This is a genomic window from Curvibacter lanceolatus ATCC 14669, assembly GCF_000381265.1.
GTDB lineage: Bacteria > Pseudomonadota > Gammaproteobacteria > Burkholderiales > Burkholderiaceae_C > Curvibacter > Curvibacter lanceolatus.
The window spans coordinates 174,496-188,992 of the sequence record NZ_KB906253.1; the positions used below are offsets into that span (position 1 = coordinate 174,496).

Sequence of the window (14,497 nt, forward strand, 5' to 3'; positions counted from 1 at the left end):
CAATGACAAATCGTCGCGAAATGGCTTGTGGCAGTCCGGCAAGTCTTCTTGCGCTGAGTCATGGTTTCGCCTTGCAGCGGCCCTAGAGTGGGGAGGCGCGCCCTTGCGCGCACCCTATCTTCAGGAGCCAGCCCATGAGTACCTTGATGAAAGCCGCCGTCTTCGTCGAACCCGGTCGCATTGAACTGGTCGACAAGCGCATCCCCGATGTCGGTCCGAACGATGCCCTGCTGCGCATCACCACCACCACCATCTGTGGCACCGATGTGCACATCCTCAAAGGCGAGTACCCGGTGGCCCGGGGCCTGACCGTGGGCCATGAGCCTGTGGGTGTGATCGAGAAACTGGGCAGCGCCGTGCAGGGCTACCAAGAGGGGCAGCGCGTGATTGCTGGGGCCATCTGCCCCAACTTCAACTCGTACGCCGCGCAGGACGGTGCCCCTTCGCAGGACGGCAGCTACCTGGTGCCCCAGGGCCTGTGCGGCTGCCACGGCTTCAAGGCCACGGCGGGCTGGCGCTTTGGCAACCTGATCGATGGCACCCAGGCCGAGTACGTTCTGGTGCCCGATGCCCAGGCCAACCTGGCCCCCATCCCCGATGGCCTGACCGACGAGCAGGTACTGATGTGTCCCGACATCATGTCCACCGGCTTCAAGGGTGCCGAGAACGCGAACATCCGCATCGGCGACACCGTGGTGGTGTTTGCCCAGGGCCCGATCGGCCTGTGTGCCACGGCCGGTGCACGCCTGCTGGGCGCCACCACCATCATTGCGGTGGACGGCAATGCGCACCGACTGGGCATTTCGAAGCAGTTGGGGGCCGATGTGACGCTCAACTTCCACGATTGCGACGTGGTGGCCGAGGTGCTGAAGCTCACCGGCGGGCGCGGGGCCGATTCGGCCATCGAGGCCCTGGGCACCCAGGCCACCTTCGAAGCGGGCCTGCGCGTGATCAAACCCGGGGGCACCTTGTCGAGCCTGGGTGTGTATTCCAGCGACTTGACGATCCCGCTGTCGGCCTTTGCCGCTGGCCTGGGCGACCACCGCATCAACACAGCCCTGTGCCCGGGCGGCAAGGAGCGCATGCGCCGCCTGATGAACGTGCTGGCCTCAGGCCGGTTGGACCTGGGGGTGCTGGTCACCCACCACTATCCCCTGGACCAGATCGTGGCCGCCTACGATCTGTTCTCGCACCAGCGTGACGGCGTGTTGAAGGTGGCGATCAAGCCCTGACCAGCCCACCAGGGGTGGACCCTCAGGCCCCGTCTTCAGGGGCTCTGGGCCGTCGAGGCGCGCTCCAGGATCTGAAAGCCGATGTCCACGATCGGCTGCTGGGGCGTGTGGCCGGCGCAGCGCTCCAGGATCAGCCGGGCTGAGAGCTCGCCGATCAGGCGGCCATCCACGCTCACCGTGGTCAGGGCCGGCTCCACATGGGCCGAAAACTCGGCATTGCCAAAACCGCACAGTGCCAGGTCCTGCGGCACGCGCAGGCCCCGGGCCTGGGCTTCGATCATCACGCCCTGGGCCATCTGATCCGAGCTGCAGTAGATGGCTTGCAGGTCGGGCGCTTGCGCCAGCAACTGGCTCAGCGCCTGGCGCCCCAGGGCCAGGCCGCTGGGGGCCGGTACGAAAGCGGTAGGCACCTCGCGGCCCCAGGTGGCCACAAAGCCTTCGCATCGTTGGCGGGCCCGGTGGTCGTCGGCACTGGCCATGCCCACCCGCTTCCAGCCCTTGCTCAGAAAGTAGCCGGCAATGGCACCACCCACCTTGAGGTGCGAGAAGCCCACCAGCATGTCGACCGGCCGGTCGCTGTAATCCCACGATTCAACCACCGGAATGCCGGCCTGCACCAGCCGCTCGCGGGCCGAGGCCGAGCCCACCAGCCCGGCCATGAACAGGCCGTCGGGGCGGCGGCTGATCATGGTGTTGATCAGGGCATCTTCGCGGGCCTGGTTGTAGCCGCTTTGCCCCAGGATGAGCTGGTAGCCCGCCTGGGCCAGGGTGTCGGTCAAAGCCTGCAGCGTGGGCAGAAACTGCGCCACGGAGACCGCCGGCAGAATGCCCGCGATCATCTGGCTTTTGCGCGATTTGAGGCCACCCGCCAGCAGGTTGGGCAGGTAGCCGGTGGCGTCCACGGCCAGCTTCACACGCTCCAGCGTCTTCTCAGACACCAGCTCAGGCTTGCTCAGGGCGCGTGAGGCCGTGATCAAGGAGACGCCCGCCTCACGGGCAACGTCGTGCAGGGTGGCCGCTTTCTTGGGTGCTGTGGTCTTCATCGGGTGCTTGCTGCAGAGGTCCGGCCAGCGTACCAGACCTGAGCCCCTCAGCTGACGGTGCTGCCCAGGTTGACTTTGGTCTGTTCCTCGCTGGCGCAATGCATGCCCAGGCGTTGCAGCAGTTGCCGGTCTTTTTCGGCCTGGGGATTGCTGGTGGTGAGCAGCTTGTCGCCATAGAACATGCTGTTGGCGCCCGCCAGAAAGCACAGCGTCTGAAGCGACTCGGGCATCTCTTCGCGCCCGGCCGACAGCCGCACCATGGCGCGCGGCATGCAGATGCGCGCCACCGCGATCATGCGCACGAACTCCAGCGGGTCCAGCGCCTGGGTGCCGGCCAGGGGCGTGCCCTCGACCTGCACCAGGTTGTTGATGGGCACCGACTCGGGGTAGGGCTGGAGGTTGGCCAGTTGCACGATCAGGCCGGCGCGCTCGCGGCGCGATTCGCCCATGCCCACGATGCCGCCCGAGCACACCTTCAGGCCCACATCGCGCACCCGCTCCAGGGTGTCGAGCCGATCCTGGTAGGTGCGGGTGGTGATGATCTGGCCATAGAACTCGGGCGAGGTGTCCAGGTTGTGGTTGTAATAGTCCAGCCCGGCCTCGCGCAGCTGCTCGGCCTGCCCGTCGGCCAGCATGCCGGCGGTGAGGCAGGTCTCGAGGCCCAGGGCCTTGACCTCGCTGATCATCTCGCCGATGACCTCCACATGGCGTGGCTTGGGGGACCGCCAGGCCGCGCCCATGCAAAAGCGTGTGGCGCCATTGGCCTTGGCAGCGCGTGCCGCTTCCAGCACCTCGGCCAGGGGCAGCAGCTTGTCGGCCTTCAGACCGGTGTCGAAGTGGGCCGATTGCGGGCAGTATTTGCAGTCCTCTTCGCAGCCGCCGGTCTTGATCGACAGCAGGCTCGACAACTGGATGGCGTTGGGGTCGAAGTGCTCTCGGTGCACCTGCTGGGCGCGGTACATCAGGTCGTTGAAGGGCAGCTCCAGCAGGGCCAGCACCTGGGCCACGCTCCAGGGCTGGGCGTTGAAGCGGTCGGCGTCGGTGGTGGGGGTGCGGGTTTGGATCTGGTTCGGGTTCATGTGTTTTCCAATGCCTGACGCAGTGCGTTCATGCTCAAGTGGGCGGCCACGGCGGCCGGGCTTGGGTTTGGCAGCCGTGGCACATGGCCCCAGCAGGGGGTACGCAATTCTGCCTTCAATGTCTGCATGTTGGGGTCTTGGTGGGACAAGGCTGGATCTACCGTGTTCGCCACCCAGCCGGCCAGGGTCAGGCCCCGGGCTCGGATGGCCTCGGCGGTCAGCAAGGCATGGTTGATGCAGCCCAGGCGCAGGCCCACCACCAGCACCACGGGCAGACCCAGGTCGCAGGCCATGTCGGCGGTGTCCCAGTCTGCCGTGAGCGGCACCCGAAAGCCCCCGACGCCCTCGACAAAGCCCAGCTCGGCCAGGCGCAGCGTTTTTTGCACCGAGTGCAGCAAGGCCGCGCGATCCACGCGCATGCCTTCTAGCTGTGCCGCGATGTGCGGGGCGCAGGCCTCGCGCAGTTGCACAGGGCCTACCTGATGGGGGCTCAGCGGCAGATCGGTGGCCGCCAGCAGGCGTTGCACGTCGTCATTGATCCAGTGTCCGTCCACCAGCCCCTGGCCTGCAGCCACTGGCTTCACGGCCAGGCTCTGCAGGCCCATCTGCCTGCCCAGGCGGGTCAGCCCCGCAGTGACGGCGGTCTTGCCGATCTCGGTGTCGGTGCCTGTGATGAAAAAGGCCTTCATGCACCCTCCAGATTGTGGGCCACCTTGTACAAGGCCTGCAGCAGACGGGCCACATCGGCCGCCGTGTGAGAGGCGCACAGCGTGACGCGCAGGCGAGCCTGCCCTTCGGCCACCGTGGGGGGGCGGATGCCGGGCACGCGCAGGCCGGCCTGGTCCAATGCGGCGGCCAGGGCCATGACGGTATCGTTGAGCCCCACCACCAGGGGTTGGATCGGGGTGGGCGACGGCATCAGGCGCCAGGGCAGGTGGGGGAAAACCTGCAGCAGCTCGGTCACGCCGGCGCTGAATTGCTGCTGCAAGGCCTGCAGGCGGGCCCGGCGATGCTGGCCCAGTTCGCCCTCGATCAAGGCCAGGCTGGTTAGCAGTGCGTGGTTCACCGCAGGCAGCGAGGCGGTGGTGAAGATGTAGGGGCGGGCGGCCTGCAACAGATAGGCAATGATGCGCTCGTGGGCCACCACAAAGGCGCCGCTCAGCCCCGCAGCCTTGCCCAGGGTGCCGAGCAGGATGATGCGCTGGCTGCGCAGCCCGAAGTGCTCCAGCGTGCCCCGGCCCCGTTGGCCCAGCACGCCAAAGCCGTGCGCGTCGTCCAGGATCAGCCAGGCATCGAACTCTTCGGCCAGCGCCAGCAGATCCGGCACCGGGGCGATGTCACCATCCATGCTGAACACGGTGTCGCTGACGATCAGCTTCACCTTGGCCCGGCTGGCCATCAACTGGGCGCGCAGCGCTGCCATGTCGGCGTGGGCATAGCGCTGTACCGCGGCCTTGGCCAGGCGCATGCCATCGATCAGCGAGGCGTGGTTGAGGGCGTCCGAGAACATCTCGGCCTCGGCGTCGCCCAGGGTGGCGGTGACAGCCAGGTTGGCCATGTAGCCGGTGCTGAAGCCCAGGCAGCGCGCCTCGGGCACATGGGGCTCGAACCACCGGGCCAACGTGTGCTCCAGGGCCTCGTGGGCCTCGGTGTGGCCGCTGACCAGGTGTGAGGCGCCGGCGCCACCAGCCCAGCGCTGTGCGCCCTCGGCCAGTGCGGTGGCGATGCTGGGGTGGCTGGCCAGGCCCAGGTAGTCATTGGAGCAGAACATCAGCTGCTCGCGGGCTTGGCCGTCCGGGCCGCTCAGTGTCTGGCGGGGTGCCGTGGGCGTGTGGGCCACCCGCTGCACGCGGGTCTGGCCACGCGCGGCAATGCCGTCGAGCTGGGTTTGCAGGTGCTCAAGCAGCATGGTGCAGCACCTCGTCCAGGGTGTGGGTGACGGCGCTGGCCAGGAACCGGGCCGCCTCGTCGTCGATCAGGTAGGGCGGCATCAGGTACACGGTGGCCCCGATGGGGCGGATCAGCAGTTCGCGCTGGCGGGCCGCCAGGTGAAAGCGCTCACTGAAGCGCTCGCCGGCATCGCTCACGTCGAACGCCAGGATCATGCCGCGCTGGCGCAGGTGGCGCACCCGGGGGTGATCGGCCAGGGGGGCAAAGGCGCGGGTCAGGGCGGCGGCCTGAACCCGGTTGGCTTCGATCTGGCCTGCATCGAAGCGGTCCAGCACCGCATTGGCGGCCGCGCAGGCCAGGGCGTTGCCGCTGTAGGAGTGCGAGTGCAGAAAGCCTCGTGCCACGTCCTGGCTCCAGAAGGCCTGGTACACCGCATCGGTCGTCAACACCAGCGACAGCGGCAGGGTGCCCCCCGTGATGCCCTTGGACAGGGTGATGAAGTCAGGCCAGTGCGCGGTGTCGACCTGCTCCCAGGCAAAAAAGGTGCCGGTGCGGCCGCAACCCACGGCGATCTCGTCGGCAATCAGATGCACACCGGCCTCACGTGTCAGGGCCCGCACGGCGCGCAGGTAGTCGGGCGAGTGCATCACCATGCCGGCCGCGCATTGCACCAGGGGCTCGACGATCACCGCTGCGATCTGCGGGCCGCGTTCCTGCAAAAGATCGCGCAGGGCCTGCAAGGCGGCGGCTTCATTGTCCAGGCGGCTGTCGGGTGATTCGACGATGTGGGCCCGCATCAGCAAGGGGTCGTAGGCATCGCGGAACACCGCCACATCGGTCACGGCCAGGGCGCCCAGGGTTTCGCCGTGGTAGCCGTTGCGCAGGCACACAAACTCGCGCCGCTCGCCCTGCCCCAGATTGCGCCAGCTGTGAAAGCTCTGCTTGAGCGCAATCTCGACGGCGCTGGCACCGTCGGAGGCAAAGAAGACATGGCCCAGGGCACCACCGGTGCGCTGGCCCAGGCGCTCGCCCAGACGCACCGCAGGTTCATGCGTGCAACCCGCCAGCATCACATGGGGCAGGGTGTCGAGCTGGGCCTTGATGGCGGTGTTAAGCCCGGCATCGGAGTGGCCGAACAGATTCACCCACCAGGCGCTGTTGGCATCGAAGTAGCGCCGGCCCGCGCTGTCGTGCAGCCAGGGGCCCTGGCCACGGACCATGGGCAGGGGCGGAACTTGCTCGGCCCGAGCCATCTGGGTGCAGGGGTGCCATACGGCAGCCAGGGAGCGGTGTTGCCAATCGGCTTGTGCTTCATGCGTCATGGGTGCGGATTTTAGGAGTCATTTGGCATGCGGCCAGTCAGTGCGAATCAGTCACTGAAACAAGGGCCTGCTTTTGTTTGACTCGCCGAAGCAAGGTCTTCGGAGCGGGTATTGGGGCATGCAAGCCAGGCATCCAGTCGGTTCTCTGGGGGATCCCGGTCCGCGCTCGGCCACCGCCGCGTTGGGGTGGTCGAGCACCTGGGGGGAGTTCAGTGCCCGGATGGCGCAGGGCTTGGTGGCGACAGCCTTGGCTGGGTGCTGCGATCCGAGTGTTGGCCGGGACGCTGCTCGCCGTCGGCACCCCAAAGGGGTAATTCCTCGATCTTGAAGACGCTGACGGTGTCTTGCAGGCCATCGGCCTGTTGTCGAAGGCTTTCTGAGGTGGCTGTCATTTCCTCAACCAGCGCGGCATTCTGCTGTGTGACCTGCTCCAACTCGCGGATGGCCTCGTCGATTTGCCGAATCTCATGACTCTGCGCTTCGCTGGCGACACTGATTTCGCCAATGAGAGAGCTCACATGCTGGACGTGCGTGACGATCTCCTTCATGGTCTGGCCGGCAGCTTGAACCTGGGTGCTTCCGGTGTCGATTTTTTCGACACTGTCATGGATCAAGGTCTTGATCTCCTTGGCCGCTTCTGCGCTGCGCTGTGCCAGCATGCGTACCTCGCTGGCCACCACCGCAAACCCGCGCCCCTGCTCGCCTGCGCGAGCCGCTTCGACGGCGGCATTCAGCGCCAGGATGTTGGTTTGAAAAGCGATGCCATCGATCGTGCCGATGATGTCTGAAATTCGATGAGAAGCTGCCGTGATGTTGCCCATGGTGCTGACTGCTTCATCGACGACACCGCCGCCACGAATGGCGACGGTGACTGCTCCGTGGGCCAGTTTGGAGGCCTCCTTGGCCGCGGCTGCGTTCTGATTCACGGCGCCAGTCAACTGTTGCATCGAGGCCGAGGTTTCCTCGAGGCTTGCAGCCGTCCTTTCTGTTCGTTCCGACATGTCTTGATTCCCTGTGGCAACCTCGTTGCTGGCCACGTGAATGGCCTCTCCCCCTGTGCGGACGGTGCCGACCAGCCGGGATAGGCTGTGGTTCATATCCCCCAGGCTGTTGAGCAGTTGACCCACCTCGTTGTTGGCGGCCCGGGGAATCTTGGCTGTGAGGTCGCCTTGCGCCACTTGATTGGCAAATGCAGCTGCCTGTTTCACAGACGAAATCGTGTGATTGAAAATGCTTCGAAGCACGAGAAAGAAAATCAACAGCATTCCTGCGGTGAAAACTTCAAAAATGATTTGCCACTGTGTAGCGACCCCTTCTGCAGCCAGAATGGCACCCGCCGTGCGTTGCTCCAGCAATCCGAAGAAATCATTGATCGGGCCCATGATTTTGGCTTTGAATCGATGGTATTCCGGGCCGTGCATTAATTCGCGGGCTTTTTCCAAATCTGGATTACCTTGGATTGAAAAATTCCCCTTGCCATCATCCCTTAGACCTTTTACAAGGTTCATGGCGATAATCTCAGTCCGTATCAGGTCGTTTGAGCTGTTGGCTGCCTCTTGTAACTTGGTGAATTCTGCTTCAGAAAAGCCAGCACGTTTCATTAAATCCAACAAGGCTACTGATTCACCTGCACCCCCGCGCCCAGGCACGGGCACATCGGCGGCCAAAAAATCCCAATAAATGCCTTGGTAATTGTTCGGGCGGGGTGTCTTGCCAGCCCGGATTTCAATGACTTCGTTGTATTGCTTTTCCCAACGGGGGTCACCTGTCACCACATATGTGCGCGCCAGGCGCGTCAAGTCGTCGGAGCTTTGCCGAAGCTCATCTGCGAGTCTGTAAGACATGTCGCGATTGCGATGCGCGTTGCTGACCGCCAGCTCGGCTTTGTCCAGTCGCCAAAGCATCAGGCTTGATCCGATGACGGTGGTCAGCAACAGAAAAAAAAGCAAGAGGAATTGTTGACGCAGGGGGATGGAATGAATTTTCATTTCAAATCTACTATTTATGGTTGGAAAGTTCGCAGTCGGTACTTATTTGATGAAATAAGAAGCCCCACTGCCAGCGCGCATCCCTGTGCCTCATCTTTTCAAGATGATTAATGGTTTCCTTGAGGAATTTTTTAATATATTTCGTCAGATGTTTGACGTCTTGCCAATTTTTATTCTATGTTGCAACCTGTATTTGTGCTGATAGAGGGGCTTTATTTGTTTGGTTAATTTCTGCGAACCAGTCACTTGGGGAAAGCTTGATTTTTTTGGTGCACTGGTACCTTGATGTTTTTGAGCAAGCCCATGAAGTCTTCAGCAGGAATGGGTTTGCTGTACCAATAGCCCTGATAGAGCGAGCAGCCTTGGGCACGCAGCATATTGCGCTGGTCCTCGGTCTCGACGCCTTCTGCAATGATCGACAGTCCCAGGCTCTCGCCCAGCATGACGATGGTGCGTGTGATGCTGGCCTTGGTGGCGTCGAGCAGCATGTCACGCACAAAGCTCTGGTCAATCTTGATCTGGTCGATGGGAAAGCGGCCAAGGTAGGACAGCGAAGAGTACCCGGTACCAAAATCGTCCAGAGAGATGGTCACGTGATGGGCCTTGAGGACGTGCATCTTCGCAATCACATCCTCGATGTTGTCGACCATCATGCTTTCGGTCAGTTCCAACTTCACGTGGTGGTTCGGGATCTGGTGCCGGTCCAGGATTTGGCAGAAGCCAGTGGCAAAGTCGACGGATTTGAACTCCTGGGCCGAGACGTTGACGGCAACCACCAGTTCATTCAGGAGCCCTGTGGTCTGCCAGTGTTCCAGGTCCGTGCAGACGGTCTCCAGCACCAACTGACCGATGTCGCTCATGAGCCCGGCATCCTCTGCAATCTGAATGAAGTGCGCCGGCGAAAGCAAACCCCGTTGCGGGTGTCTCCAACGCACCAGTGCCTCGGCTCCCACCACCTCACCTTCAAAGGTGACCTGAGGCTGATAGAACACCACAAACTGCTTCTCTACGATGGCCTGCCGCAGTTCAGCTTCGATGACGGTGCGCTCATTCGCCAGTCGTTGCATCAAAGGGTTGAAAAACCGGAAGGTATTTCGCCCTGCAGCACGGGCTTGCACCATCGCCATTTCTGCCTGCATCATGGCCTCTTCAGCTGTGATGCTGGTGGTTTCGATGATGTTGATGCCCACGCTCACCGAGCAGCCGAATTTGAGGTCGCTCAGGAGCGGCTGACGTGAGAGCGAATCGATCAGGCCCTGGGCCAGGGCTTCGCAGTATTTGATGCCTTCGGCGGCCGCCTCGATCTTCAGGCTGCTGATCAGACTGAATTTCTCACCGACTACACGTGCCATGGTTTGATGGCTCTCCAGACGCTCGATCAGGCGTTGGGCACATTGGGCATAGAGCCCGTCAACTTTGTCGGGCTCCAGCGAACCGTGGGCCATATCGGCGTTGTAGATCTCCAGGAAAAACAAAACCGTGACTTCACCATTCGCCGCCTGGCTTGCCATGGATTGCCGCAGGCGGTCCATCAGCAGGTTCTTGTTGGGCAGTTGTGTGACGGGGTCGTAGAACGCCAAGCGGTCAATCTGTTGCTCGGCGGCGATTCGTTCCGAGACGTCGATGACCACCCAAAGGCGCTGATCGGACTCTTGCGAACTGCCCATCGCGGCCGTTCGCAGTTCTGCCGGAAAGCTGCTGCCATCCATCCGCCTCAAGTTAATCAGCTGGCCTGCAAACGGGCCGCTTGCCTGCCCCCTCTTCGGTGCTGCGCCACCCGGGGTTATGGGGGGCATGGGATCCATCAAGAGGCGATCACATGCTTGGCCTGCAAGCTCTTCGTTCTGTGCGCCAAAGGTGCGCTTGCCGGCATGGTTGATGAACTCGACGGTGCCCTGGCGTGTGAAAAGCACACCCACGGGGATGTTGTTCAAAATGGCCGCCTGTTCTTCGAACAGATTCTTGAGGCTTTTTTGCATCAGCGCCATCTGGTGCGCCAGAACTCCGATTTCGTCGGCCTGCCGAACCACAATCGGGTTGTTGAATTGACCTGCCTGGATGGATTCGGCGGCGACCGTGAGTTTGTGCAGCGGTGCCAGGACGCGTCGATAGACCACCCAGCCAATCATCAGCAGCGACACGGCAGCTTGGCAAAGCAGGACCAAGCTATAGAAAGTTTTGTCGGCCCTCAGCTTCAGTTGCATTTGCTGGTCTGAAACCAGTACGCGCAATTGGCCGATTTTCATGTCCTGGTGGCTTTGCGGCAGTAACAGTTCGGCTGATTTCATGATCAGGGTGCCTTAGTGGCGCGATGCTTCGTCAGATGTGACAAGCACCTTGCCATCGGGCCTGCGGATCTCCACTGCCACGACTTGCTCGTCCAGCATGGCGGATTGCACGATGGCTTGCATGCCCGCTTTGTCCATGTTCCAGAGAGGCAACATGAGGTTGCGCTGCAGCGTTTGTACTTTGGAGTCGACCAGGTCCTGGATCTCGATGCTGATCTGTTTTTCTCTGACGTGAGTCAAGACGGTCAGCGCGATGACCGTGGGGCTGCACAGCCCAATCAGCAGTGCGAGGACGATGTAAAAGCCCAGACCATTGACGATATTTCTCATTCGAACCTCTCAGCACTGGAGCAGTCGGGTGGAGGGCCTATTTCAGCCATTTCAACGTATAGGTCTCGATGGCCTTGCGTTCCGCTGCAGGGAGGCGCGGGTTCTTGATCCGGAAAATACGCAAGTTGTGTGATCGCAGGTACTGCTTCGCATTGCGGGTGGATTCGTGGGTCTCGATCAGGGTCGCCAATGCACCACTGCGGTAAATTTTTTGCAGCCCGTCCAGCAGGCTGGCGCGAATGTCATCGCGACCCGGGGTGGTGTAAAAGAACAAGTCTTCGGGGTAGATCAGCAGCATGTCTTGCACCAAACCCAGCTGTTGCTCGGTGCCGTAACGACCCAGTTCTGATGTGGCCTCGAAAATTGAACGATTCAGGTAGTCAAAGCGGCCGACTTTCAGCATTTCGAAGAGGTTCAGGTAGCTGCCCTTCACCACCTCAAACCCATTGGTTTGCAGGATGTCGGTGTCGACCCAGTCCAGGCCAGAGCCTATGGGGTGATTTTTCAGCTGTTCGATGCGTGTGATCGAACCGGCATTCTTCATGCCGCGCGGGTTGGCCAGCAGCACGCGGTAGCCGCCGCCGCCCAGGTAAATCGGAAACGGAATGAGCGTCAGTCCCTCCGTCAGGCGGCTACCTGCTGAGGTGACGAACACATTGCAAACCTCTCCCGCTTTGATCAACTCGACGTAGCGCAGATCGGACGTCGAGGTCATGGGAACTTCGCAGTGGGTCAATGTGTATGGCTTGCCACTGGCCTGCATGGCCAGCCGTATGAGGGCCGAACGGTAGGCGATCAGTGGGTTCAGTTCGTCGGCCGCCGCCAACTTGATGTCGATGCGCCGGACGGCCGGCATTCTCTGTGACGCCGGCGCTTGTTCAAGCCCTGCAATACCAGGCAGGCCCATGGCCAGTAAGGCCAAGGCGCCGACAACTCTTGGCAAAGCATGGAGCGTGAGCGACATGAATTGAAAGACATATCTGATGAATATGACGAGTTGTACATCCGTTGCAATGGAGCAGCACATCAGCGTGCGGTAGCGAACGGGCGGGATCGCCCGTGATATGAGCTCTGCTCAGGGTGGCTGACTGGCTGGTTGTGTGCTTGCTCATCGCGCTCGGCCGGGGCCCAGGCTGGTCTGCCAGGCGCTGTGGACGTCTGCATGCAGGCTGGCCTGCGCAGCCATGTCGCCTTGGGCTATGACTCAGGGCCTTGGGCGCCGAAACCTGCGCTGTCTGCGCCATGGGTGTCCGGGGGGGCAGATGGAGGTCATGCAGAGGGGTTGTCCGTCGGCCATGTTTTGCTGCTCCATGGGCTCGGATACCGGGTCAGGTTTGGCGCCGGGCCGGCCCAGTCGGCTCGCCCTAGAGGGCAGCTGAGTGGGCCGTCTTTTTCATCGCACCTGCATGCGCCGCAGGCGATGGCTTTCTATTCCGGACGGATGCCGCTGTTGCGGATCACCTGGCGCCATTTCTCGGTGTCGCGCCGGATGTAGCCGGCCAGGGCTTCGGGGCTGCCTGGGCTCGGCTCGGCGCCCTGGGCCTTCAACTGGCGCACCACACCGGGGTCGGCCAAGCTGGTCTGCAGAGCCTTGTTGATCTGCAGGACCAGCGCCTTGGGTGTTTTGGCGGGGGCGAACAGCCCGTACCAGATCTCGTAGTCGAGTCCGCTCACGCCCAATTCGGTGAAGGTGGGCACCTGTGGCAGGCTGGCATGACGGCGGGGCGCGGCCACGGCCAGCGGTTGCAACTTGCCCACCTGGATGTATTGGATCACGCTAGGGATGGCATTGATACCCACCTGCACATGACCGGCCACCAGGTCGTTCACCGAGGGGGCGCCGCCCTTGTAGGGGATGTTGACCAGGCGGGTGCCGGTGGCTTGCTGGAACGCTTCCATGGCCAGGTGGTTGGGACTGCCCACACCACCTGAGCTGTAGTTGAGCTCGTCTGGCTTGCGCTTCAACAGGCTCAGCAGATCGCCAAGCGATTTGACCCCCAGGGACGGTGTGGCCGTGAACACCGGGGTATTGGTCAGTACCATGCCCACAGGCGTCAGGTCGCGTTCGGGCTGGTAGGCCAGGCGGGTCTTGATCATGGGCTCGGTCACGATGTGCGAGCCTGCCCCCAGGATCAGGGTGTAGCCGTCAGCAGGGGCCGAGGCCACCGACTGGAAGCCCGGCGCACCGGGCTTGTTGTCGATGATGACGGGCTGTTTCAACTGTTCTGTCAGTTGCGTCGCGATCACGCGCATGGCGGTGTCGGCCGCCGCCCCGGCCGGAAAGGGCAGCACGATGTGTATCGGCTTGTCGGGGTAGGCGGCCAGGGCACCGGTGGCGACCAGGGCGAGGCCGCAGGCCAAGGCCTGCAGGCGGTTCAGGATGGGCATGAGGGTCTTCTTCATGGTGTTTCAAGGGGGACGAGCGAGGGCTGGATCGGGCCTTGCAGCAGGGTAGGAAGGTCATCTGCCAGCGCATTGAGCATGCGATGCAAGGCTTGCACCAGCAAGCCATAGCCCGGCGTGAGGGTGCACAGGGCCTCATCCATGTAGAGCGCGCGGTTCAGCTCGATCTGCAGGCTGTGGCAATGGCGGGTGGGTTGGCCGTGGCGGTGGATCAGTTCTGCCCCTTCGTAGGGGTCGTTGATCGAGACACACAGGCCTTGGGCGCGCAGCAACTCCGCCACAGCTTGGGTCACCTCTGTGGCGGCGCTTTGGCCATGCAGGTCGCTCACCACCACATCGGGCCTTGCGCGACCTGCGTCGTGGTTCATGGCGTTGCCCACCGATTTCATCGAGTGGCAGTCCAGATGCAGGCAGTGACCGAAGTGTTGCTGGGTACTGTCGATCAGTGTGGCCAGCGCAGCATGGTAGGGGTCGTAGTAGGCGCTGAGCCGCCGTTCTACCTCGCTCACCGGCAGGGCGTGGTGGTACATCGGCACCCCTGGCAAGGCCAGGCGCCGGATCAAGCCGAAGCCACGTTCGGACTTCTCGCTGGGCGCCAGCGGGGTGGGCCAGGGGGCGTCGAGCATGGCGGGGTCGATGTCGTCGCGGGCGCGGTTCACATCGATCAGCGAGCGGTGGAACCGCGCCGACAGCACCGGTGCGCGCCCGTTGGCGGCCTGGGCCCAAAGCGCATCCACATGGGCATCCCATGAGCTTCGGATGGCGGCCCAGGGGGCAAGGGTGGGGACGTCCTCGGGCCAGTGAGGCCAGCTGTGCGGGGAGTCGATCACCAAGGGCAGGTGCGGGCCGTCAGGCCGTGCCGGCAACAGGTCGTAGGCAGGCGACGGGCCCGATGTCAGGGGCAGTGGGTTCAAGTTCGGCT

The 14,497-nt window shown here is 62.8% G+C and carries 12 protein-coding genes; 1 reads left to right on the top strand and 11 read right to left on the bottom strand.

The annotated features are described in order from the left end of the window. Positions 1–134: 134 nt before the first annotated feature. The gene (locus tag F624_RS0100825) at positions 135–1,232 is read left to right on the top strand and encodes an NAD(P)-dependent alcohol dehydrogenase (protein ID WP_019572348.1); all 1,098 of its coding nucleotides are present in this window, start codon (positions 135–137) and stop codon (positions 1,230–1,232) included. 35 nt (positions 1,233–1,267) lie between these two features. On the opposite strand, the gene F624_RS0100830 is transcribed toward F624_RS0100825, so the two are convergent. The 11 genes from F624_RS0100830 to F624_RS0100880 all read right to left on the bottom strand — a co-directional run bounded on the left by F624_RS0100830 (position 1,268) and on the right by F624_RS0100880 (position 14,489). After that, positions 1,268–2,275: a LacI family DNA-binding transcriptional regulator gene (locus F624_RS0100830; RefSeq protein ID WP_019572349.1), complete on the bottom strand. Its 1,008-nt coding sequence runs from the start codon at positions 2,273–2,275 to the stop codon at positions 1,268–1,270. 47 nt (positions 2,276–2,322) lie between these two features. Further along, complete coding sequence (gene bioB / locus F624_RS0100835; RefSeq protein ID WP_019572350.1) at positions 2,323–3,354, bottom strand: biotin synthase BioB; 1,032 nt, start codon at positions 3,352–3,354, stop codon at positions 2,323–2,325. Continuing rightward, positions 3,351–4,043, bottom strand: a complete 693-nt coding sequence (gene bioD / locus F624_RS0100840) for a dethiobiotin synthase (protein WP_019572351.1) — start codon at positions 4,041–4,043, stop codon at positions 3,351–3,353. Before bioD ends, bioB begins: the two co-directional genes overlap by 4 nt. Further along, positions 4,040–5,263, bottom strand: coding sequence for an aminotransferase class I/II-fold pyridoxal phosphate-dependent enzyme (locus F624_RS0100845; RefSeq protein ID WP_019572352.1), 1,224 nt, complete (start codon positions 5,261–5,263; stop codon positions 4,040–4,042). The genes bioD and F624_RS0100845 overlap by 4 nt, the downstream gene beginning before the upstream one ends. Further along, a complete protein-coding gene (gene bioA / locus F624_RS0100850) occupies positions 5,253–6,566 on the bottom strand; it encodes an adenosylmethionine--8-amino-7-oxononanoate transaminase (RefSeq protein ID WP_019572353.1) in 1,314 nt (437 codons plus the stop codon). The genes F624_RS0100845 and bioA overlap by 11 nt, the downstream gene beginning before the upstream one ends. Positions 6,567–6,775: 209 nt before the next feature. Continuing rightward, the gene (locus F624_RS0100855) at positions 6,776–8,554 is read right to left on the bottom strand and encodes a methyl-accepting chemotaxis protein (RefSeq protein WP_019572354.1); all 1,779 of its coding nucleotides are present in this window, start codon (positions 8,552–8,554) and stop codon (positions 6,776–6,778) included. 242 nt (positions 8,555–8,796) lie between these two features. Then, complete coding sequence (locus F624_RS0100860; RefSeq protein WP_019572355.1) at positions 8,797–10,842, bottom strand: putative bifunctional diguanylate cyclase/phosphodiesterase; 2,046 nt, start codon at positions 10,840–10,842, stop codon at positions 8,797–8,799. Between the two features lie 12 nt (positions 10,843–10,854). Next, a complete protein-coding gene (locus F624_RS35600) occupies positions 10,855–11,172 on the bottom strand; it encodes a hypothetical protein (protein ID WP_019572356.1) in 318 nt (105 codons plus the stop codon). 37 nt (positions 11,173–11,209) lie between these two features. Then, positions 11,210–12,136 carry a hypothetical protein gene (locus F624_RS0100870; protein WP_031253765.1) on the bottom strand — a complete coding sequence of 309 codons (927 nt, stop codon included), beginning with the start codon at positions 12,134–12,136 and terminating at the stop codon, positions 11,210–11,212. A gap of 464 nt (positions 12,137–12,600) precedes the next feature. After that, positions 12,601–13,575 (bottom strand): Bug family tripartite tricarboxylate transporter substrate binding protein, encoded by a 975-nt coding sequence (locus F624_RS0100875; protein WP_019572358.1) that lies wholly within the window; start codon positions 13,573–13,575, stop codon positions 12,601–12,603. Next, positions 13,572–14,489, bottom strand: a complete 918-nt coding sequence (locus F624_RS0100880; RefSeq protein WP_169426509.1) for an N-formylglutamate amidohydrolase — start codon at positions 14,487–14,489, stop codon at positions 13,572–13,574. Before F624_RS0100880 ends, F624_RS0100875 begins: the two co-directional genes overlap by 4 nt. Positions 14,490–14,497 lie beyond the last annotated feature (8 nt).